At 67.3% G+C, this 20,320-nt stretch carries 17 protein-coding genes and 1 pseudogene; 7 read left to right on the top strand and 11 right to left on the bottom strand.

Annotated features, from left to right (window positions below):
- The 8 genes from O3684_RS09660 to O3684_RS09695 all read right to left on the bottom strand — a co-directional run.
- A partial coding sequence (locus tag O3684_RS09660; protein WP_500066667.1) for an NACHT domain-containing protein occupies positions 1–2,875 on the bottom strand: 2,875 nt, incomplete at its 3' end.
- Between the two features lie 98 nt (positions 2,876–2,973).
- Positions 2,974–3,459 (bottom strand): toll/interleukin-1 receptor domain-containing protein, encoded by a 486-nt coding sequence (locus O3684_RS09665; RefSeq protein ID WP_500066669.1) that lies wholly within the window; start codon positions 3,457–3,459, stop codon positions 2,974–2,976.
- A gap of 192 nt (positions 3,460–3,651) precedes the next feature.
- Positions 3,652–4,128, bottom strand: coding sequence for a toll/interleukin-1 receptor domain-containing protein (locus O3684_RS09670; RefSeq protein WP_484740020.1), 477 nt, complete (start codon positions 4,126–4,128; stop codon positions 3,652–3,654).
- A gap of 418 nt (positions 4,129–4,546) precedes the next feature.
- Positions 4,547–5,005, bottom strand: a complete 459-nt coding sequence (gene rplI / locus O3684_RS09675) for a 50S ribosomal protein L9 (protein ID WP_500066671.1) — start codon at positions 5,003–5,005, stop codon at positions 4,547–4,549.
- A 21-nt stretch (positions 5,006–5,026) separates the two neighbouring features.
- Entirely contained in the window at positions 5,027–5,269 is a 243-nt protein-coding gene (rpsR, locus tag O3684_RS09680; protein ID WP_003791435.1) for a 30S ribosomal protein S18, read from the bottom strand.
- 91 nt (positions 5,270–5,360) lie between these two features.
- A complete protein-coding gene (locus tag O3684_RS09685; protein WP_500063639.1) occupies positions 5,361–5,927 on the bottom strand; it encodes a single-stranded DNA-binding protein in 567 nt (188 codons plus the stop codon).
- Between the two features lie 35 nt (positions 5,928–5,962).
- A complete protein-coding gene (rpsF, locus tag O3684_RS09690; protein WP_500063638.1) occupies positions 5,963–6,253 on the bottom strand; it encodes a 30S ribosomal protein S6 in 291 nt (96 codons plus the stop codon).
- Between the two features lie 265 nt (positions 6,254–6,518).
- Positions 6,519–7,892, bottom strand: a complete 1,374-nt coding sequence (locus O3684_RS09695) for an MATE family efflux transporter (protein WP_500066673.1) — start codon at positions 7,890–7,892, stop codon at positions 6,519–6,521.
- A 342-nt stretch (positions 7,893–8,234) separates the two neighbouring features.
- On the opposite strand from O3684_RS09695, the gene dnaB reads away from it, so the two are divergent.
- A complete protein-coding gene (dnaB, locus tag O3684_RS09700; RefSeq protein ID WP_500066675.1) occupies positions 8,235–9,587 on the top strand; it encodes a replicative DNA helicase in 1,353 nt (450 codons plus the stop codon).
- A gap of 1,031 nt (positions 9,588–10,618) precedes the next feature.
- Here dnaB and rarD read toward each other — a convergent pair.
- Both rarD and O3684_RS09710 read right to left on the bottom strand, forming a co-directional pair.
- Positions 10,619–11,569, bottom strand: a complete 951-nt coding sequence (rarD, locus tag O3684_RS09705; RefSeq protein ID WP_500066677.1) for an EamA family transporter RarD — start codon at positions 11,567–11,569, stop codon at positions 10,619–10,621.
- Positions 11,566–12,888, bottom strand: a complete 1,323-nt coding sequence (locus O3684_RS09710) for a glutamyl-tRNA reductase (RefSeq protein ID WP_500066678.1) — start codon at positions 12,886–12,888, stop codon at positions 11,566–11,568. The genes rarD and O3684_RS09710 overlap by 4 nt, the downstream gene beginning before the upstream one ends.
- Before the next feature lie 241 nt (positions 12,889–13,129).
- On the opposite strand from O3684_RS09710, the gene hemE reads away from it, so the two are divergent.
- From hemE to hemL, 6 genes are read left to right on the top strand one after another with little or no spacing between them, the layout of a single operon-like run.
- Positions 13,130–14,227: a uroporphyrinogen decarboxylase gene (gene hemE / locus O3684_RS09715; protein ID WP_500066679.1), complete on the top strand. Its 1,098-nt coding sequence runs from the start codon at positions 13,130–13,132 to the stop codon at positions 14,225–14,227.
- Complete coding sequence (locus O3684_RS09720) at positions 14,224–15,690, top strand: protoporphyrinogen/coproporphyrinogen oxidase (RefSeq protein WP_500066681.1); 1,467 nt, start codon at positions 14,224–14,226, stop codon at positions 15,688–15,690. The genes hemE and O3684_RS09720 overlap by 4 nt, the downstream gene beginning before the upstream one ends.
- A complete protein-coding gene (gene hemC / locus O3684_RS09725; protein WP_500066682.1) occupies positions 15,687–16,751 on the top strand; it encodes a hydroxymethylbilane synthase in 1,065 nt (354 codons plus the stop codon). The genes O3684_RS09720 and hemC overlap by 4 nt, the downstream gene beginning before the upstream one ends.
- Before the next feature lie 41 nt (positions 16,752–16,792).
- A complete protein-coding gene (locus O3684_RS09730; protein ID WP_500066684.1) occupies positions 16,793–17,614 on the top strand; it encodes a uroporphyrinogen-III synthase in 822 nt (273 codons plus the stop codon).
- Positions 17,611–18,642 (top strand): porphobilinogen synthase, encoded by a 1,032-nt coding sequence (gene hemB / locus O3684_RS09735; protein WP_500063628.1) that lies wholly within the window; start codon positions 17,611–17,613, stop codon positions 18,640–18,642. The genes O3684_RS09730 and hemB overlap by 4 nt, the downstream gene beginning before the upstream one ends.
- A 44-nt stretch (positions 18,643–18,686) precedes the next feature.
- The gene (gene hemL, locus O3684_RS09740; protein WP_500066686.1) at positions 18,687–20,084 is read left to right on the top strand and encodes a glutamate-1-semialdehyde 2,1-aminomutase; all 1,398 of its coding nucleotides are present in this window, start codon (positions 18,687–18,689) and stop codon (positions 20,082–20,084) included.
- A 123-nt stretch (positions 20,085–20,207) separates the two neighbouring features.
- Here the strand turns inward: hemL and O3684_RS09745 are convergent.
- A pseudogene (locus tag O3684_RS09745) lies at positions 20,208–20,320 on the bottom strand (DNA-binding protein); the annotation flags it as partial.

Raw genomic sequence — 20,320 nt, forward strand, 5'->3', positions numbered from 1 at the left:
GGACCGTCCCCTCTCGTGATGCTGTGAGGATGTGGGTGCCGTCGGGTGACCACGCCACTGCAGTGATCCGATCCGTGTCTGTAAGTGTGAGTGTGTTGTCTCCGGTGATAGTGTCCCAGATGCGAGCTGTACCGTCTATGGATGCTGTGAGGATGTGGGTGCCGTCGGGTGACCACGCCACTGCAGTCACCTCGGCGGAGTGGCCACCGAGGATCTGTACTTCAGGGAAAATATGGCGTGTGTTATCTTCCGTTAAGGGGGCGCTCAGGACGTCGGAGAGTTCCCGGTCATAGCCAGATGTGTGGAGGAGTTGGGTGCGGTGCCGCGTAGCCCTGTCGAGGGAGGATCCTCTCATCTTGCAGTCGCGAAAGATCGCGCCGGATAAGTCAGCGCCTTCGAGGTTAGCATGGGTGAGGGTGCAGTGATGGAAGAGAACGCGCCGTATGGACGCTTCGGTGGCGTCGATGTTGTCAAGGCGGGTGTGATGAATTTGCGCGTCGTCCAAGCGGGCACCTCGGAGCGAAACTCCAGTCAGGTTGAGGGTTGTATTCTCGGATCCGATGTTCCAGGCACTTAGGTCGGTGTCCGACAGGTCCAGGGTATTGGGGCGTGGGTGGGGGACTCCCATCTCGAGTGCCAGTAGGGTGTAGGCGAAGATGTTCGCTCGGATGGTTGGGCTTGCATTCCTACCGACCTGTTCGAGGCGGGCGAGCGCCTTGCGTTGCGTGGGCGCTGAGAGGCGGTCGATGAGCTCAGCGAAGAACGCGAAACACTCGTCGCTGGGACGGGTGATGTCCCAGGCAGCAAGAGCTTCATCCTCTGATTCGGCCTCGAGGGAGTCGGCGAGGCGAACGGCCAGGAAGTACTCCAAGAGCGAGGAGTGGGCGAAGCTGAAGTCATCCCCGCGACGCGACAGGAAGGTCGCGGTGCGGAAGTCCTGCTTCCACTGGTCGGGCATGCGTCCCGCGTAGTGCAGTTCCATGTCGGGGTGGGTGTGGAGAAATTGGAGCATCCACTCCTCCATCCAGTGTGCCGACCATGTTCTGGATCCAGAGCGCCAGACCTGCCAGGCCAGGTGGGTCATGAGCTGGATCTTGTGGTCGGGAATCAGGCTGTGCTTGCCGTCGTCGCGCCTGAGCCACTTATCTGCGAAACGTTCGTACAGGTCGACCGACCGAACCCGGTGGCCCATGCTTAGATCCTCCTCGATAGTGAGGAGAACTTGGCGGATCATGTCGAGCAGGACCGGTTGGGAGGCGAGCTCGCGCAGGTTGTGCACCGAGCGGATCGTCTCGAGGAGCCGGTCGGTGTCGGCCTCGGGCACGTTGCGGCGCAGGTACTCGCGGATCTGATTCTCGTTGAAGGGCAGCAGCGTCAGGACCAGGTAGTCTTTGCCTCGCTTGTTTTCGCGCCCCTGGCCGTCGAAGAAAGAGAATTCCTCCTCGACGCTCCGGAAGAACTGAGTCCTGCAGGACAGGAGCAGGCGAGTGCGAGGATTCTCCTCTTGTGAGCCCCGTTCGCCGAGGTTGAGTACTTCGAGAAGGGATCGAGTCAGACGCTGGCCGTCATGGGGAGAGAGGTGGACGAGGACCTCGTCGAGACCGTCGAAGATGACCAGGGTGTGCTCATCTCGAATCGTCGCTAGGACGTTGTCGACCGTGATGGTGGACAGCGAGGAGTTCGCAAGGAGCTGGGTCAGGAGTGTGCGCAGCCCGTAGTCCTTGAGGGTGGTGGGGGAGAGGTCTCGCAGGTCGAAGTAGATGGGCAGGGGGACCTGCTCGCCGACCATCCTGAGTTCCAGAAGTCTGCGGGTCAGCAGGATTGTTGAGGTCGTCTTTCCTGTCCCCAGGTTCCCCAGGAGCGCGCACAGGCTCGAGCGCTCATCGTCCAATCCTCGAGCCCATGACACGAGGCGCTCGACAGCGTGCGGGGTATCTGCCGCCCTGTTGACGAACGAAGGCGCCTCGTCTCCTCGCAGAGCCTCGAACGCCCCGACAACGGCACGCGCGGGCACCGCTTCTGCCGCGAGTTCAAGCCGTCCGTGGATTGATGCCTTGGCCATATCATCGGATAGCCGCTCACATGTGCGAGGTGTGAGTGCCGGATCCCTGGCGAGTTCGCGTGCGATGACGTCTAGGACACGGTTCGCGAAATCCTGCTCGCCTTTGCGCCCTGCATCCTGCGCCTCGACGAAGGATCGTCCTGAAACGACGTCACGGCGGTTCAATGGTTTCACGGACACGCCAGGGCCGATGTCTTCGAGTGTGACGATAATCGGGTGAGAGTGCACGGCGCAGACCCGTTCCGCCTCGTTTTCCTCGGTGAGGTACCTGTTACTAATGAGGATGATCACCAGGTTAGATTCGGTAATACGCTTGTCAAGATACTGATCAGTGATCTCGCCTACGGGAACACTGTCAGTGCGGAAAAACACGGCTCGGTAGCGGTCGCGCAGTCCGGCCTTGATGGTGCGCTCAAGCAGGTCAGCACATGTGCTCGCCGGCTGCCCATCCTCGGGAACGAGGCTGATGTAGATGCGCAGGTCGTCTGGTCGTTCGGATCGAGTGGTGGAGCGCGGATCCTTCTCCTCGACCGCGTAGGCATCGATCGTTTGCTCATCGGTGTCGTGGCGCCGTGTTTGCTGCTCCGAGTACTCGGCGATGTCCTCAGTGATGGGGTCGGAGCCCGTGAAATAGAACTCGGACCCCCTCCTGCGATCGAAGACGACGGTGAGCGCGCCGCCCGCGTCCCGGTTGAAGCGGGTCTTGAACTTGCGCAGGTACTCGTCCTTGTTGCCGCTAGTGATTGTCGCCAGGACTGCGTCGATGGTTGTCTTGCCGTCGTCGTCGAGAAGATCGCAGATCGCACGAGCCATCTTCGCGTTTCCCTGCGTCAGATCCTCAAGGCTATCGAGGATTCGGCGGACTGTGCTTGCGGAAAGGGGACGTTGAGACGTGGGTGAGAGAGTGGACATCAGCGGTACCCGCCCTTGCCTTCGACGCGATCGATGATTCGGCTGACGAAGCCATAGACGAACTGGTTGCGCTGGTAGTCGGTCTCGCGGCTCACGTAGGAGTGGGGCTCGATGGAGTTGCCGCAATAGATCTGGCGGCGGTCGATCTGGTGGAACTCCATGGTCCCATCAAGGGGCACGTCGACGAGCATGACGGGCAGCGTCTTCTTCAGAGGGGCCTCGCCCACTCCGGGAATCTCGTAGTCACGAATGAAGTCGGAGGCCAGGAAGGAGGGGCTGATGAGCTGAACGATGTAGTCGGCTTTCTCCAGCTGCGCCCGAATCTCCTCCTTCCATTCCTCGCCAGGGAGGATGAACGAGTCCACCCACCAGGTGAAGACGTGGTTCTGTGCAATCCGCAAGCGGGGGTTGAGCAGTTTGAGGAAGGAATCCTTAGCTTCGGCGTCATCGTGAGCCCACGAAAGAAAGAGCTTGATGTTAGACATGAGAACCTCCAGGGTGAGTGAGCTGGACCTAGTGGGAGTACTGTGTTTGAGGGGCGTGTGCGGAGGTGACGCGAAGTGGAGTACTGGTTGGTACTCCAGTCACCGGATGTAGTCTGTGAGTCGCTTGCCGAGGTGTGAGTGTGACGACAGGCTACGTGCCCGAGGCGCTGAGAAGTCACTCAAAGCCGCCGGTCACCGCCATCCGCCCCCTCCCTCAATGCGGCGGATCATCCGGCTGACGAAGCCATCGACGAAGTGGTTGCGCTGGTAGGCGCTGTCGAGGCTGTCGTAGGAGTGCGGCTCAGCCTGGTCACCGCGGTAGATCTGGCGAGCGTCGATGCCGAAGCAGTCCATCGTGTCGTCGAGCGGCACATTCACCAGCATGACGGGGAGGAGCTTCGCCTGAACTTTGTCGATGCTGGGGAGCTCCTGATCCTTCATGGCGGCGAGGAGGTAGGGACTGAGGAGCAGGATGACGTAGTCGGCGGCGGACAGGTGCTTGTTGATCTCAGCTTCCCGATCTTCACCCGGGAGAATACGCGAGGGGTCCCACCAAGTGAAGGTGTGATTCTTGACGTTCTTCAATCGCGGCTTGCTGAGCGTGAGGAAGCTATTGGCATCCCTCTGGTCCTCGAGGGTCTTGAGTGTGTACAGATGTGTGGTGGACATTTCAACCTCCGATTGCTCGACGGATTTCAGCGTCAGGACTATTATGTCCCGATAGTGTCCCGGTGTCAAGCGATTGTGACTGCGACTTCTCTGCGGGAGTGCTACCGTGTGCCAATACGCGGAATTCCAACCAGAAAACTACCTTCCTAGAATCTAACTGAGCGGGGCAGGTGGCCGCCGACATGGATGAAACGTCCCTCGAATGTCCCGATCAGGTGTGCGCAATATCGTCAGCCTCGATGCCTCCCGCCCGGACATTGCGATCCCAGGAGTAATCAGATTCCACACGCAAGCGTCTGCTTCTTCGCCACGTTCGGGTGCCCCCGTACGCCAAACGGTGGCACCCGAACAAAAAAGTTGGCCCCCGCTCGCATGAGCGGGGGCCAACCCTTCAGCATTCAACCGATGCGTGAAGCCTTCACTTCGCGGCGGAAACGCGGACCTTGAGGTTCGCGGACACCTCGGTGTGGAGGCCGACGGTCACCGTGTAGTCGCCTACGGCCTTGATGGGCGAGGCGATGATGACACGACGACGATCGATGGTCTGGCCCAGCTGCTCCTTGACCGCGTCAGCGATCGCAGCAGCGGAGACGGCACCGAACAGGCGGCCGGAGTTGCCAACCTTGCCGGAGATCTCGACAACGGCACCCTGGAGGGCGTCGCGCACGGTGCGAGCGTCGTCGATCGTGGCGATCTCGTGGCGGCGACGAGCAGCGGCGATCTGGTCGATCTGCTTCTGCGCGCCGGCGGTCCACTTGGCGGCGAAGCCGCGGGGGACCAGGTAGTTGCGGGCGTAGCCAGCCTTGACCTCGACGACCTCGCCGGCGTGGCCGAGGTTGGGGACGTCGTGGGTGAGGATCAGTTTCGTGGTAGCCATATCAGCTGTGTCCTTCCCTTATCAGCGGCCGGTCGTGGAGTAGGGCAGCAGAGCCATCTCACGCGCGTTCTTGACGGCGCGAGCGATCTTGCGCTGCTCCTGGGTGGAAACACCGGTCACGCGGCGGGCGCGGATCTTGCCGCGGTCCGAGATGAACTTACGCAGCAGAGCGGTGTCCTTGTAGTCGATCTTCTCGATCTTGGCCGACTTCAGCGGGTTGGCCTTCTTCTTGATGGGCTTGTTGCGAAGTTGGGGCTTCGCCATGATGGTCTCCTAGTGAATCCGGGCGGACTGTGCCGCCCCAAGCGTTGTGTCTTCGACGTGGCGTCCGGCGCGAGCGCCGGAGCGCTCGACTTTAGAACGGGGGCTCGTCGCCGAAGGAGGTGGCGCCGCCAGCGGGGGCGCTGCGCCACGGGTCCTCGGGGGAGCCGCCGGTCGGTGCGCCGTAGTTGGCGCCACCCTGGCCGTATCCACCCTGGCCGCCGCCGTAACCGCCGCCCTGCTGGGGCGCGCCCTGCTGGCCGCGGTTGTCGGACTGGTAGCCGCCGCCACCGGAGGGGGCGGTGCGGGTGACCTGCGCGCGTGCGCGGCGCAGGGAGGGGCCGACCTCATCGACCTGCAGCTCAACGACCGTGCGACGTTCACCCTGCTGGGTGTCGTACGAGCGCTGGGTGAGGCGACCCTGAACGATGACGCGCATGCCCTTACGCAGCGACTCGGCGACGTTCTCAGCGGTATCGCGCCACACGGAGCAGCGCATGAAGAGGGTGTCGCCGTCGCGCCACTCACCGGCGTTACGGTCGTAGGTTCGGGGGGTGGAGGCCACCGTAAAATCGGCGACCGCGGCGCCGGACTGCGTCCAACGCAGTTCGGGGTCAGCGGTCAGGTTACCGATGACAGTGATGACGGTATCTCCGGCCATGTCGGCTCCTCGGGCTTAGAGGGTGTGGTGTCGGCTCAGTGAGCGTCGGGGCGCAGGAGCTTCGTACGGAGAATGGTCTCGTCGATGCCCATGCGGCGGTTGATCTCGAGAGCGACCTCGGGGGTCGTGGTCATGTCGATGACGACGTAGATGCCCTCAGAACGCTTGAGGATGTCGTAAGCAAGGCGGCGCTTGCCCCAGATGTCAAGGTTCTCGACGGATCCGCCGTTGGCAGCCACGGGTGCCAGGTACTTCTCCATCACGGGGGCGACGGTGCGCTCGTCGATCGAAGGATCGAGGATCACCATCAGTTCGTAGTTACGCACGTTGGTTCCCACCTCCTATGGTCTTTACGGTCACGGACGGTCCGTGACAGGAGGGCGTTGCGTATGGCCCCTGGGGGCCTGCTGGACCGGCCGCGGGTGCGGACAGTCCAGCTACCCACTTTACACGGGTGGCAGCGTCTTCGCTAGGGCGTTTCCGGTCACGATTGGCGCCCCCAGAACGAGGTCGGGGTGGGCCTCGCCGGGACGCCGAACCCCGCGCGAAACGGCAGGTGGGGACGAGGCCTGCCCCGGCCTCGTCGATCATCTACAGCGAGCGCGCGCCGAGCCCGTTGGTGAGCGCCCGCATGCCCGTGTAGACCGCCGAGTATGCGAGCCACACGAGCGTGAGGGCCAGCGATGGGCGCGCGGTGAGCGAGGCGGAGTGGGCGATGACCCACAGGAGGGGCGCGTAGACGACCAGGTTGATGACGGCGGCGATGGCCAGGTAGCGGCCTCGGCCCGCGCCGATGAGGACGCCGTCGAGGAGGAAGACGTAGCCTGCGACCGGCTGGAAGAAGGCGCTGACGATGATGGCGACGGTCGCGTAGTCGATGACGGTCTGGTCGTTGGTGAAGATGCGAGTGATCCAGGGTGCGGTGAGCGCTAAGGCCACGCCGACGGCGACGCCGAAGCTGACGCCCCAGCGCGAGAGCGTGCGCAGGAGCGGGCGCATGGCCCCGCGTTCGCCGGTGCCGGCCGTGAATCCTGCCAGTGCCTGGGCGGCGATCGCGAGGGCGTCGAGCACGTAGGCGGCGAACGTCCACAGCGTCCACACGATCTGGTGGGCGGCCAGTGCCTGGGTGGAGATCGCGGTCACCGCGCTCAGTGTCGCGAGGAGGGCGACGCGCAGGGCAAGGGTGCGCACGAGCAGCGGCGCCCCCTCGACCGCCGCGCCGAACAGGCCCGAGGTGGATGGGCGCAGGCTGACGCCCTCGCGACGTGCGGCGCGCACGATCATCCAGCCGAGGAAGACCGCCATGAGCGTCTGCGTGATCGCCGTGCCCAGGCCCGACCCCGCAACCCCCAGGCCGAGCGGGTACATGAGCACCCAGTTCGCCACGGCGTTGAACGCCGCGCCCACGGACGCCGCGACCAGGGGAGTGCGCGTGTCCTGCAACCCGCGCAGAGTGCCGGTGGCCGCCAGGACGACGAACATGCCGACCAGCCCGGGCGCGGAGGCGTGCAGGTAGGCCAGGGCGTGCGGCATCGTCGCCTCGTTCGCCCCCAGCCAGGTGAGCAGGGGAGAGGCGAAGACCGCCAGGAGGATCGCAGCGAGGAGGCCGAGGCCTCCCGCCAGCCACATGGCCTCGACCCCCGAACGGACCGCGAGATCGCGCCGCCGGGCCCCCAGGTGACGCCCCGCCAAGGACGTCGTCGAGTAGGCGAGGAAGATGAAAAGCCCGACCGCCGTGTTCAGCACGGTCGACGCGACACCCAGGCCCGCCAGCTGCGGGGTCCCCAGGTGGCCGACCATCGTCGAATCGATGACGGTAAACAGCGGCTCGGCGATGAGAGCCCCCAAGGAGGGCAGCGCGAGCGACAGGATCATCCGCGTCGTGATCGTCGGGGTCGACGAGGCCGGGGCCTCCTCACGCTGCGAGGATGAGGTCGGGTCGCTGGGTCCCTGTGTGCTCGTCATGACACGCTCCGATTTTCTTATCCACAATGTGTGCACAGGCCTGTGGAAAGCCGTGCACGGGGAAATTCTAGATGGCCCAATGAATGACAACGATGTGACTGTGATGAGCATATCTGCCCTGACAGATCGGTCATTTCACGTTGTGCACAGGCGCTGTCGGCGTTGTGCACAGGTTATCCACAATATGTGCACATGTCCGTGCACAGCGTCGGTCGCGCAATCTCCTACAACGCGTTAGTCTTCGCCTGAAGGCCCTCTATCCACAGGGCTCCCCACCGCGCTCGCGGCCCGAACCCAGCCCCGGCCTCGTCCCTACACGCCCGCGGACCCGAAAGGATCACGATGTCCGACGACCAATTCGACCGCGTCCCCCCACAGGACATCGACGCGGAGATGAGCGTCCTCGGATCGATGATGCTGACGACCGAGGCCGCCAACGTCGTGTCCGAGATACTGCGCGGACAGGACTTCTACCAGCCCAGCCACGAGACCATCTTCGACACCATCATCGAACTCAACGGCCGCGCCGAACCCGCCGACGCGATCACCGTCGCCGGCGAACTCAAGCGCGCCGGCCTCCTGTCGAAGGTCGGCGGCGCCGCCTACCTGCACACCCTCATCGCCTCCGTGCCCACCGCCGCGAACGCCGCCTACTACGCGCGCATTGTGCGTGAGCGCGCCATCATGCGCCGCCTCGTCACCGCGGGCACGCGCGTCGTCCAGCTCGGCTACGCGGATGCTGGCGGCGACGTCGACGAGATCGTCGACCAAGCCCAGGCCGAGGTCTACGCCGTCTCCGACGGGCGCGAAACCAGCGACTACGTGTCCATGGATAAGATGAGCACGGATATTCTCATCGCCCTCGAAGACATCGAAAAGAACCAGGGCAAGCTCAACGGCGTGCCCACCGGCTTCACCGACCTGGATGAGCTGACCCAGGGCCTACACGGCGGCCAGATGATCATCGTCGCCGCCCGACCCGCCATGGGTAAATCCACGCTCGCCCTGGACTTCTGCCGCTCCGCGTCCATGAAGCACGGCATCACGTCGCTGATCTTCTCGCTGGAAATGAGCTCGCAGGAAATCGCGATGCGCCTGCTGTCCGCCGAGTCCGGGGTGCGTCTGTCCAAGATGCAGGCCGGCAAAATGAACAGCAACGAATGGCAAAAGGTCGCCGAAACGTCCTCGCGCATGAGCGCTGCGCCCCTGTACGTCGACGACTCCGCGAACATCACGATCTCCGAGATCCGCTCCAAGTGCCGCCGCCTGAAACAGCAGGAAAACCTGGGCCTGGTCGTCATCGACTACCTCCAGCTCATGACGAGCGGCCGCCAGGTCGAATCCCGTCAGCAGGAAGTCTCCGCGATGTCGCGAAATCTGAAGCTCCTGGCCAAGGACCTCGACATCCCCGTCATCGCCGTCGCACAGCTGAACCGTAACTCCGAGGGCCGCACCGACCGCAAGCCCATGATGAGCGACCTGCGTGAGTCCGGCTCGCTCGAACAGGACGCGGACATCATTATTCTGCTGCACCGCCCCGACTACTACGACAAGGAGGATCGCCCCGGCGAGGCCGACATCATCGTCGCCAAGCATCGCGCGGGCGCGACCGCGACCGTCACCGCCCTCTTCCAGGGCGACATGGCGCGCTTCGTCAACTACACGGGACGCCCCGAGCCTGGCGGCGGCGAGTAAGGCCGTTTTACCTGGCCGCCGCGTGTCCTGGCTGCCCGCTCGCCGTTGGCGCTGCATGTTGTTGCGTGTGGTGCCGCAGGTGTTTCGGGTGCCGTCGGGCCCGGCCGCCCGCGAGATCGCCACACGCGAGCTTCGCTCGGAGTGGTCGATCTCGAGGCCCGCCCTGGCCCCCCGGACCCTCCGGCGCCCTCCACACCGGCGGCGCCTCCGGTGCTGTGTGGTCCCGGCCAGGCCCTGCCGCCGCCCACGGGCACCGCAGCCAGGCCCACCAATCCCTCCGCGCCCTCCACACCGGCGGCACTTGTGTCGCTTGGACTAGCCCGGTCAGGCCCTGCCGCCGCCCACGGGCACCGCAGCCAGGCCCCGCGCCTCGAAGCCTGCCCGTGCCCTCCGGACCCACCGGCCCCCTCCACACCAGATTCATCAATTTCGCACGTAATTCCCGTGCGAATGCTTCAAGATTTGAATTGTGATCGTTGGAATTGCAACGTTTCTGAGTGTTGTTGAAGTTTCATGCAATCGAATTACGTGCGACTTTTGCTAGGGCGTTCCTGTTGCTGCTCATCGGCACGGCGGTCTGGTCCACTTCACCTCCGGGCCATTGCTCCTCATTGCTGAGCTCACTATCAATTTCGCATGCAATTCCCCTGCGGCTATTTCAGGATTTGAATTGTGATCGTCGGTATTTCAACGTTTCTGAGTGTTGTTGAAGTTTCATGCAATCGAATTGCATGCGGAATTGGGGGAGGTGCGTGTTGTTGGGGTGAGGCGGGGTGTTGGCGCGTGACTTTCTTCTCCCTGCGTGGCTTGTTGTTGGTGGGAGCGGTACAAAGTTCTCCCTGCTCGGGGAAAACAGGTCAAAAAGGGCGGTTTCGGGTGTGCCGGGAGAGTTTTGTACCGGTTGGGCCGCCGAACTGGATACGCTGGGAGAGTTTTGTACCGGTTGGGCCGCCGAACTGGATACGCCGGGGGAGTTTTGTACCGGGGCCCGCCATGGCGGCCGCCCCCACCGCCCGGCGTGCCCGTCGGAATCAGTCCTGGTGACCTGCCCGGGCCAGGCGCTTGGCGCGCACGGAGGAGACCAGCCAGTCGGCGCTCAGGCACGCCAGCGCCACCCACACGACGCCCATCGCGATCCAGCGGAATGCGGGCACGCTCTCGTGGAAGATGAACACGGCGACGAGGAGCTGCAGGGTCGGGCCCAGGTACTGCAGGAAGCCCATCGTCCCCAGGGTCAGGCCTCTTGCCGCCGAGGCGAACATGATGAGCGGGATCATCGTCAGCGCGCCCGCTCCCACCAGGAGGGCCAGGTGAACGGGCCACGACAACCCGGAGCCGTCGGAAGACGCGATGGCGTGGAAGGATGTGGAGGACGTGGCCACCAGATACGCGTAGTAGCCCAGCAGGAAGGGCGAGACCGCCGCGGTCTCGATCGCCATGCCCGCGAGCGGGTCGACGCGCGCGGCCACGTCCTTCTTCACCAGTGAATACAGGCCGAACGTCAGTGCGAGCGTGAGGGAGACGATGGGGACCGCGCGCTGGCCGATGACGAGAATGATGACGGCGATGACGCCGAGGGCCAGAGCCACCTGCTGGATCGGGGTGACGCGCTCGCGCAGCACGATGAGGCCCAGCGCGACCGTCACGAGGGGGTTGATGAAGTATCCAACCGCCGCATCAGTCGTATGGCCGGCGAGGACCGCGTACACGTACACCGACCAGTTGACGACGATGAGCGCGCCCGCGACCGCGAGGCGCCACAGGGCTCCGCGATCCGCGATGAGTGCGCGCACCTTCCCGAGCGACCCCGTCACAGCGAGCGCAACCACGCAGAAGAACAGGCCCCAGACCGCACGGTGGACGATGACCTCAACGGCGCCGGCGGGGGAGAGCAGCGAGAAGTACAGGGGGAAGAAACCCCAGATCACGTAGCAGGAGACGCCGAGGGCGAGTGCGCGTGGATCGTTCTTCTGGGTGCTCATGCACCCAGTGTATGAACATCGTGTGGGCAGACGCCGCCGCGGGAATGGCCGTGATCACCTGGCGAGAAAGCGTGAGGGGCCACGTCGTCCCCCGTAATAAGGGAGGCCTCGTCGATGCCGAGGACCACGCCGAGGGCCTCCAGGTAGCGTTCCTGCTGGCTTTCCTCGCCGGCCCGGCGCGCCATGACGGTCGGGTTGTGGATGAGGCGCGCCGCCAGGTGGCGCAGTGCACGGGCCGCGTCCTCGGTCGAGAAGGGAGCGTCGCCGAGGCGGTCGATCTCCTCCTCGACGATGCGGAAGACGCGCGAGCGCAGGTGTCGCACGACGGGGTCCATGGAGCGTGCGCCGAGGCCGCGTTCGAAGGATGAGACCTCCTCGTCGATGATGGCGCGTGCGCGCTCAAGTGCGTCGGCATCGGCGGCCGGGACCGACGCCTGGATGGTCGGCAGGTCGATGAGCGTCACGTTCGGCAGTGACGCGACAGAGCTTTCGGTGTCGCGCATGAGCGCGAGGTCCAGGACCACGGTGGGCCCGGATGCAGCGGCCATGTCGCGGGTCAGGATGGGGCTTCCGAGCCCTCGGCATGTCACGACTAGGTCGGCGCGCTCCAGCGCAGAGGGTAGGCCTGCGCGGTCGACCCAGCCGATGCCTCGTCCTCGGGCAAACTCTTGGGCGCGCCCGGACGTCGAGTAGACGGACACGTCCGATGCGCCGAGCGCGTTCAGGGCGCTGACGGTCGCACCGGCGTAGGCGCCCGTGCCGACGATGAGCACGCGCGTGTCTTCCCACGGTCCCAGGTGGGCGGCCGCCATGTCGAGGCCGACGGCGACGACCGAACGGCCCGCCCCGGCCAGTCCGGTCTCGGTGGCGACGCGGCGCGAGGTGGCCGAGGCCCGTTCGGCGGCGCGTCCCAGGTCGCAGCTGAGGGTTCCGTCCTCCCAGGCGGTGCGCGCGGCGCGGCGCATCTGCCCGGCGATCTCGCGCTCGCCGATAACCATGGATTCCAGCCCGGATGCCGTCGCGAAAAGATCGACGAGGCCGTCGCGTCCCCACAGGTGCCGCAGCTGTACGTCGGCGCGCGGGGCGTGGGCGGCGGTGGCGAGTTCGCGCTCTACCGCGTCCTGGAGCGCGTGGGGGTCGGCCGAGGCCGGGGCGTCGACGTAGATGGTGACGCGGTTACAGGTGCGTAGGAACATGACTCCACGTACCTGCGCCAGCGAGCGCATGAGGGTAGGGCCGAGGTCGGTCGCGCCGGAGAGCCGGGCGATGTCGTCGAGGGGGGCGTAGCGGTGGTCCGCGGAAAGCACATGAATAGTCACAACGCGTCCATTTAAGGGCACGCGGGTGACGTGGGCAGCGGAGAGAAGCTATTTATGTTGGTGACGCCGTGTCATTTCGAAATGTCGGCGAAATAAATGGCGCACTCACGCGGATAAATGCGCGTAAAGACAGGTGATTCCACGCTTTTAAGACGTGTGAGAAATTGTCTTGAACTAGACTGGAAACAGGCGGAAATGCGCGAATTAACGCATGAAAACATCATTAAATTAAGGGAGATACATGACGAAGCCCCCGCTGATCGCCGCCCTGACCGGGCGACGCGGGCCCATCCCCGTGTGGTTCATGCGTCAGGCTGGGCGCTCCCTGCCGGAGTATCGCCAGCTGCGCGCGGACGTCGGCCTGCCCATGCTCGAGGCCTGCCTGCGCCCCGACGTTGCCGCCGAGGCGACGGTGCAGCCTGTGCGACGCCATGGCGTGGACGCGGGCATCTTCTTTTCGGACATCATGGTCCCCCTGCGCTTGGCCGGTGTGGGTGTCGAGATTGAGCCGGGTGTCGGCCCGGTCCTCGACCACCCCTATCGAACGCGCGAGAGCATCGACGAGCTGCTGAGTCATCGTTACGGGGAAGGGTCCTGGACGGATTCCACCGGGCGCGTGCGCGACTGCGCCGAAGGGGCTCAGGCGGTGCGCGACGGCGTCGCGACGGCGGTCCGCGAGCTGGGGTCGACACCCCTCATTGGATTCGGAGGCGCCCCCTTCACCCTGGCCGCGTACATGGTCGAGGGGCGTCCCTCGCGCGATCACATGGCTGCGCGCGCGCTCGCGGCGTCGGACCCGGGCGCGTGGGATGCTCTCATGACCTGGTGTGCGTGGGTGAGCGCTGACTTTATTACCGCGCAGATCGGGGCCGGCGCCAGCGCCGCGCAGCTCTTCGACTCGTGGGTGGGGTCCCTCTCGCCTCGCACCTATCGGGAGTCCGTCGCGCCGTATTCGCGCATGGTCGCACAGCGCGTCGCCGGCGTCGTCAGCCCGGTGACGGGTGAGCGCGCTCCGCTCATCCACTTCGGGACAGGCAGTGCGCCGATCCTGTCCGATATGGCCGAGGTCGGTGCCGACTGCGTGGGCGTGGACTGGAAGACGGACCTGTCGTGGGCCATCGAGCAGGTGCCCGGAAAGGCCGTGCAGGGAAACTTGGATCCCGCGCTGTTGCAGGCCCCGTGGCCCGTTATCGAACAGGCTGTTCGAGATATCCTCGACGCCGGGCGCGCTGCCCCCGGCCATATCTTCAACCTCGGGCACGGCGTGCCGCCCACGACCGACCCCGACGTCCTGACGCGCATCGTCGAGCTGGTCCGCGAGCTGGGTGATGCTCGATGAGCGCGCTTGATGCCATTCCCACCAACCCCGGCGCAGTCGTCGTCGGCGGAGGCATCGCCGGAGCCGTGAGCGCGTGGGAACTGGCCCGCGCGGGCGTGCGACCCCTCCTCATCGAGGCGCGCGGCTACCTGGGCGGCCTCATCGCCCGCGGCACGGTCGGTGGCGTGGACGTGGACCTGGGCGCGGAGACATACGTCCTGCGCGGTACCGACACCTCGTCGATCGTGGACGCCCTGGGGCTGACTTCGGTCGAGCCCGCCGGCTCGGGTGCCCGCCTCTATGCCCCCGCCCTGCGTGGCGGCTGGGAGCTGCGCCCCTTCCTGCGCGACTCGTTCCTGGGCATCCCCGCCCACCCGGACGCGCCCGACTGCGAGCGCGTGCTCGGCGAGGATGGGGTGCGCCGCGCCCTGAAGGATCGCTCGATGGGCGGCGGCGTCGGCATGGACGAGGCCGGGGACACCCTGGCCGGTTTCGTGACCGCGCGCATGGGGCAGGCCGTGCTGGAACGCTCGGTGCGGCCGATCATCGCGGGCATCTACACGGCCGACCCCTCCATGCTGGCGACCGACACGGTCGCCCCCGGCCTGCGCGCAGAGACCGCCCGTCACGGGTCGCTGGCTGCTGCGGTCGCGGCACGTCTGGCCGCCGCGGGATCGCGCCGCACCCCCGAAGCCTGCGTCGAGGGCGGCATGTTCGTCCTCGTCGACGCGCTGCGGGCCGCCATCGAAGAGGCCGGGGGAACTGTTCTGACCCGCACGGGCGCGTTCGCGATGGCTCGCTCGGCCTCGGGATGGACCCTCGAGTGCGGGCCGACGAGGCCCGGTCCCACCCCCGGAGCTGAACCCGTGCCGAGCGGGCCGGACGTGAGCGTCACGACGGAGCGCCTCGTCCTCGCCTGCAGCGCCAGCGCCGCCCTGCGCCTGTTGACGCAGGCGCGCATCCCCGGCCTCGTGCCCGATGTGAGCGTTCCCGAGGGTGCGCCCATCGCGCGCCTCACCCTGGCCGTGCGCGCCCCCGATCTGGACGACGCGCCCGTCTCCCAGGGCCTCCTGGTCGCGCCCGCCCCCGCCGACGAGCGACCCGTGGCGGCCAAGGCCCTGTCCCACCTCAACGTCAAGTGGCCCTGGCTCGCCGACCAGTGTGCGCCCCACACGCACCTACTGCGCCTGTCCTACGGGCGCCTCGGCGAGGTCGAACCCGACATCACCGTCGAGGAGGCCCTGCGAGACATCCGCACGCTTACCGGCGTGGACATCGCCCCCGAGGCCGTCACCGACCACCTGCTCGCCCGCTGGAACGGCACGCTCCCGCCCCTGCCGCCCGAGTATCGCGCCCGCGTCGCCGCTCTCGAGGAACAGGTGCGGCCCCTGGGGGGCGTGGCTCTCACGGGTGCCTGGGTCGCCGGAACCGGCATCGCCTCCGTCGTCACACATGCCCGCGCGGGCGCGAAAGGACTGCTATGACCACGCGGACATTTGTGCTGGGAACCAGGGGATCGCGCCTGGCGCTCGCCCAATCCACCACCGTCGCGCGGGCGATCGAGGAGGCCGGGGCTCGCCTCGGCGAGGACGTGCGCGTTCAGCTGGAGGTCGTGCGCACGCACGGCGACGTGTCCACGGTGCCCCTGGCTGCGCTCGGCGGCGTCGGCGTGTTCGCCGCCCAGCTGCGGCTCGCCCTCCTACAGGGGGAGTGCGACCTGGCCGTCCACTCCTTCAAGGACCTGCCCACCGCCCCCACGCCGGGCCTGCGCATCGCGGCCGTCCCGCAGCGCGAGGACCCCCGCGACGCCCTGTGCGCGGCCGACGGGGCGACGCTGTCGTCGCTGCCGGAGGGCGCGCTCGTCGGTACGGGCTCGCCCAGGCGTGCCGCCCAGGTGCTCGCCGCGCGCCCCGACCTGCGCGTCTGCGACCTGCGCGGCAACGTCCCCACGAGGCTTTCGCGCGTGCGCGGCGTCGACCTGGGTGCCGACGCGGGCACCGCGCCCTCCGCACTCGGCACGGGCGATCGCCTCGACGCGGTCGTCCTCGCCCTCTCCGGGCTGCGGCGCATCGGCCTCGACGCCCACGCCACCGACGTGCTCGACCCAGCCATCATGATGCCCGCCCCCTCGCAGGGAGCCCTTGCCATCGAAACGCGCGACGAGTCGGACCCGCTCCTGTGCACCCTCCTCGATGCACTCAATGACCGGCCGACCGCGCTCGCGGCCAGTGCCGAGCGCGCCGTTTTGTCCACGTTGGGCGCGGGGTGCGCGGCGCCCGTGGGCGCGTTCGCCCGCGTGGACGAGGCCTCCTCGGCCCTCCTGCTCGACGCGCGCGTCATGAGCGTCGACGGACGCGAGCGGGTCGAGGCGAGTGGTGCGTTAGCGCTCACGGGCACGGTAGATCGTGGTGACGATGCGCTGGACGAGGCCATGCCGGTCGAGGCCGCCCGCCTCGGCGAGGACGTGGCGCGCCAGCTGCTCGCGGGAGGCGCCGCCGAGGTCACCGACCTGGGGGCGACGAAAGCGCCGAGGCAACCCTCGTGAACGAGCCCTCAGTGAGCGAAGCCCCGGTGACCTTACCCCACGTGAGCGGCCCCGTTGTGCGTGATCCTGTTGTAAGCGGCCCCCTGAGCGGGCGTCGGATCCTCCTGACCCGCGCCAAGCCCGACGACGCCATCGCGCGCGCCCTGCGCCTCGCCGGGGCGCAGGTAGATGCTCTCGCCCTCACCGTGTCGACGCCGCTGGAGTCCGCGCAGCTCGACGCGGCGCGCGGCCGACTCGCTGACGGCGGATACGCGTGGGTTGTGTTCTCCTCATGGAGGGCCGCGCGCGCCGTCGTTTCCTGCCTTCCACGTGCGCGCTCGCGCGGCACGCGCATCGCGGCCGTCGGCGAGGCCACGGCCCGATGGGTCGTCGACCACGCGGGCGTGAGCGCCGACCTGACCGGCACAGGGTCCGCCGCCGCGCTGCTTGCGTGCTTCCCCACCTCGGACTCTGGCGCGCGCCCGATCCTCATCCCCCGGTCGGCGCTCGCCCCCGATACCCTGCCGGACGGGCTGCGGGCGCTGGGTTGGAGCGTCGAGGCCGTCGACGCCTACACCACCACTCCCGCGGGTGTCGGCGATATTGACGCCGATATCGCCGGGAATTTCCGCGCGGGTCACTACGACGCGGCGATCCTCACAGCCTCCTCCCAGGCGCGCGCCCTCCCCCCGCTCCTCGGCCTGCCGCCCCCCTCAACTCGGGTCGTGACCATCGGCGCGCCCACCGCCGCCACCGCCAGGCGGCTGGGGATCGCGGTCGCGGCCCAGGCCTCGTCCCCCACACCCGATGCCATCGTCCGCGCCCTCACCGACACCCTCACCCGCCCTACCCACGCCGACGCACCCGAAGAAAGAAACTCATGACTACCGTCCCTGAATCCGTTACCTCCTACCTCGCCGAGGCCGGGGTGGACTCCTCCCCGATCCCGACGATCCGCCCGCGCCGCCTGCGCTCGACCCCAGCGATGCGCGCGCTCGTGCGCGAAACTCACGTCGACCCCGCCAAGCTCATCTGGCCTGTCTTCGTGCGCGACGACATCGATGAACCCCGCGAAATCGCGGCTATGCCGGGCCAGTACCAGCACACGATCGACTCGCTGCGCCGGGCCGCCGCGCAGGCCGCCGAAGCCGGCGTGGGTGCCATCGACCTGTTCGGCGTGCCCTCCCACCGCGACGCGATCGGCTCCCAGGCGTGGGCGGAGGACGGGATCCTCAACCGTGGCCTCGCCGCCGTGCGCGCCGAGGTCGGCGACGCCCTCGTCGTGTGCGCGGACACCTGCCTGGACGAGTTCACCGACCACGGGCACTGCGGCCTCCTCGACTCCGAAGGCGGCGTCGACAACGACGCGACCCTGCCGCTCTACCAGGCGATGGCGATCTCCCAGGCGCGCGCGGGCGCGCACATGGTCTCGCCCTCGGGCATGATGGACGGCCAGGTCGCCGCGATCCGCGCCGCCCTCGACCAGGCGGGATACGCCCACGTCGCCATCCTCGCCTACTCCGCGAAGTACGCGTCCGCCTACTTCGGGCCCTTCCGCGAGGCCGTCGGATCCACCCTCAAGGGCGACCGACGCACCTACCAGCAGGACCCCGCGAACCGACGCGAAGGCCTCTTCGAGGCGCTGCTCGACGCGGCCGAGGGCGCCGACATGCTCATGGTCAAGCCCGCCGGCCCGTACCTGGACGTGCTGGCCGACGTGGCCGCCGCCTCCGACATCCCCGTCGCCGCCTATCAGGTGTCCGGGGAGTACGCGATGGTCGAGGCCGCCGCCGCCAACGGGTGGATCGACCGCACCCGCGTCATCGACGAGTCCCTCACCGGCATCTTCCGCGCGGGAGCCGACTCCGTCCTCACCTACTGGGCCCTCGAGGTCGCCCGCCGGACCCGCTGAGCGTGCTGAGCGCGCGTACCATAGCAACAATCCATTTTTCGTCGATGAAGGTAGCCGTGACTACTAACGAAACCGCATTCTCCCAAGCAAAAGCCGTGATCCCCGGCGGCGTGGACTCGCCCGTGCGCGCCTTCGGGGGCGTCGGCGGCACCCCGCGCTTCATCGCGAGCGCGAGCGGCGCGCGCGTCACCGACGTCGAGGGACGCTCCTACGTGGACCTGGTTGGGTCGTGGGGTCCGGCGCTGCTCGGCCACGCGCACCCCGAGGTGGTCGCCGCCGTCCAGGAGGCCGCCTCGCGCGGCCTGTCCTTCGGTGCGCCGACCGAAACTGAGACGCTGCTGGCCAGCGCCGTGCGCGAGCGCGTGCCCTTCGCGCAGCGCGTCCGCTTCGTGTCGACGGGCACCGAGGCGACGATGACGGCGATCCGCCTGGCGCGCGGTGCCACCGGGCGCGACCTGATCGTGAAATTCGCCGGCAATTACCACGGCCATTCCGACGGCCTGCTCGCGGCCGCCGGGTCGGGCGTCGCCACCGGCGGCCTGCCCGGGTCGGCCGGCGTCCCCGAGGCCATCACCGCCCAGACGATCGTCCTGCCCTACAACGATGTTGATGCCCTGCGCGCGTGCTTCGAGCAGGTGGGCGACAGTATCGCAGCCGTCATCTTCGAGGGCGCCCCCGCCAACATGGGCACGGTCCCGCCCCACCCCGGCTGGAACCGCGAAATCCGCCGCCTGTGCACCGCGCACGGCGCGCTCATGATCCTCGACGAGGTCCTCACCGGCTTCCGCGTCGACCCCGCCGGCTGGTGGGGCCTCGAGGCCGTGGCCGGGTGGGTCGACGGCGCGCCCGCGGGCCGCTACGGTGCCGGCTTCGTCGACGCGTCCTCCGTGGAGGGCGCCGACTGGGTGCCCGACCTCGTGACCTTCGGCAAGGTCGTGGGCGGCGGCATGCCCCTGGCGGCCGTCGCCGGGCGCGCGGACGTCATGGACCTGCTGGCTCCCCTGGGCCCCGTCTACCAGGCGGGTACCCTCTCGGGCAACCCCCTGGCCACGGTCGCCGGCCTGCGCACCCTCGAACTCGCTGACCAGGGCGTGTATGACCGCGTCAACGCCTCGGCTCAGGAGATCAGCACGATCGTGTCGGACGCGCTCAACGCTGCCGGCGTCGCCCACCGCGTCCAGCGCACCGGGTCCCTGTTCTCCGTCATGTTCGGCGAGGCCGCGGCCGCCTCGGGCGTCTACGACTACGACCAGGCGCGCGCCCAGGAGGCGTGGCGCTACGCCCCGTTCTTCCACTCGTTCCTGTCCTCGGGCGTGGCCCTCCCGCCCTCGGTGTACGAGGTGTGGTTCGTGTCCGGCGCTCACGGCGAGGCGGAGCTGGAGGCTATCGCCGCCGCCGCTCCGGCCGCCGCGCAGGCCGCCGCTGCGGCTCAGCCCGAGTAATCGACCGCGTCGCGGCGACCGTGCCGTGAACGGTTGAGGGGTGGGGATCCTGGTGGGTCCCCACCCCTCGTCTCTACCGTTGATGGGTTGATTGCGAGTGCTGCTCGGTGGTGGTCGCTGGCGTCAGTGGCCTTGTTGTGCGTAGTTGTTGGTTGTGAATGTGGGGTCTGGGTTGAAGCAGAATGTTGCTTTTCCTGGGTTGGGGGTGAACCAGACGATGTCGGAGTGGGCGCGTG

It is taken from the genome of Pauljensenia sp. 20925_1_27 (genome assembly GCF_041432835.1).
Classification (GTDB): Bacteria; Actinomycetota; Actinomycetes; order Actinomycetales; family Actinomycetaceae; genus Pauljensenia.

What these genes read in the sequence shown, in the direction of transcription:
- O3684_RS09665 (WP_500066669.1), bottom strand. Translation starts at nt 3,459, where the DNA reads ATGTCTAACATCAAGCTCTTTCTTTCGTGGGCTCACGATGACGCCGAA.
- O3684_RS09670 (WP_484740020.1), bottom strand. Translation starts at nt 4,128, where the DNA reads ATGTCCACCACACATCTGTACACACTCAAGACCCTCGAGGACCAGAGG.
- rplI (WP_500066671.1), bottom strand. Translation starts at nt 5,005, where the DNA reads ATGGCTACCACGAAACTGATCCTCACCCACGACGTCCCCAACCTCGGC.
- rpsR (WP_003791435.1), bottom strand. Translation starts at nt 5,269, where the DNA reads ATGGCGAAGCCCCAACTTCGCAACAAGCCCATCAAGAAGAAGGCCAAC.
- O3684_RS09685 (WP_500063639.1), bottom strand. Translation starts at nt 5,927, where the DNA reads ATGGCCGGAGATACCGTCATCACTGTCATCGGTAACCTGACCGCTGAC.
- O3684_RS09695 (WP_500066673.1), bottom strand. Translation starts at nt 7,892, where the DNA reads ATGACGAGCACACAGGGACCCAGCGACCCGACCTCATCCTCGCAGCGT.
- dnaB (WP_500066675.1), top strand. Translation starts at nt 8,235, where the DNA reads ATGTCCGACGACCAATTCGACCGCGTCCCCCCACAGGACATCGACGCG.
- rarD (WP_500066677.1), bottom strand. Translation starts at nt 11,569, where the DNA reads ATGAGCACCCAGAAGAACGATCCACGCGCACTCGCCCTCGGCGTCTCC.
- hemE (WP_500066679.1), top strand. Translation starts at nt 13,130, where the DNA reads ATGACGAAGCCCCCGCTGATCGCCGCCCTGACCGGGCGACGCGGGCCC.
- O3684_RS09720 (WP_500066681.1), top strand. Translation starts at nt 14,224, where the DNA reads ATGAGCGCGCTTGATGCCATTCCCACCAACCCCGGCGCAGTCGTCGTC.
- hemC (WP_500066682.1), top strand. Translation starts at nt 15,687, where the DNA reads ATGACCACGCGGACATTTGTGCTGGGAACCAGGGGATCGCGCCTGGCG.
- hemB (WP_500063628.1), top strand. Translation starts at nt 17,611, where the DNA reads ATGACTACCGTCCCTGAATCCGTTACCTCCTACCTCGCCGAGGCCGGG.
- hemL (WP_500066686.1), top strand. Translation starts at nt 18,687, where the DNA reads ATGAAGGTAGCCGTGACTACTAACGAAACCGCATTCTCCCAAGCAAAA.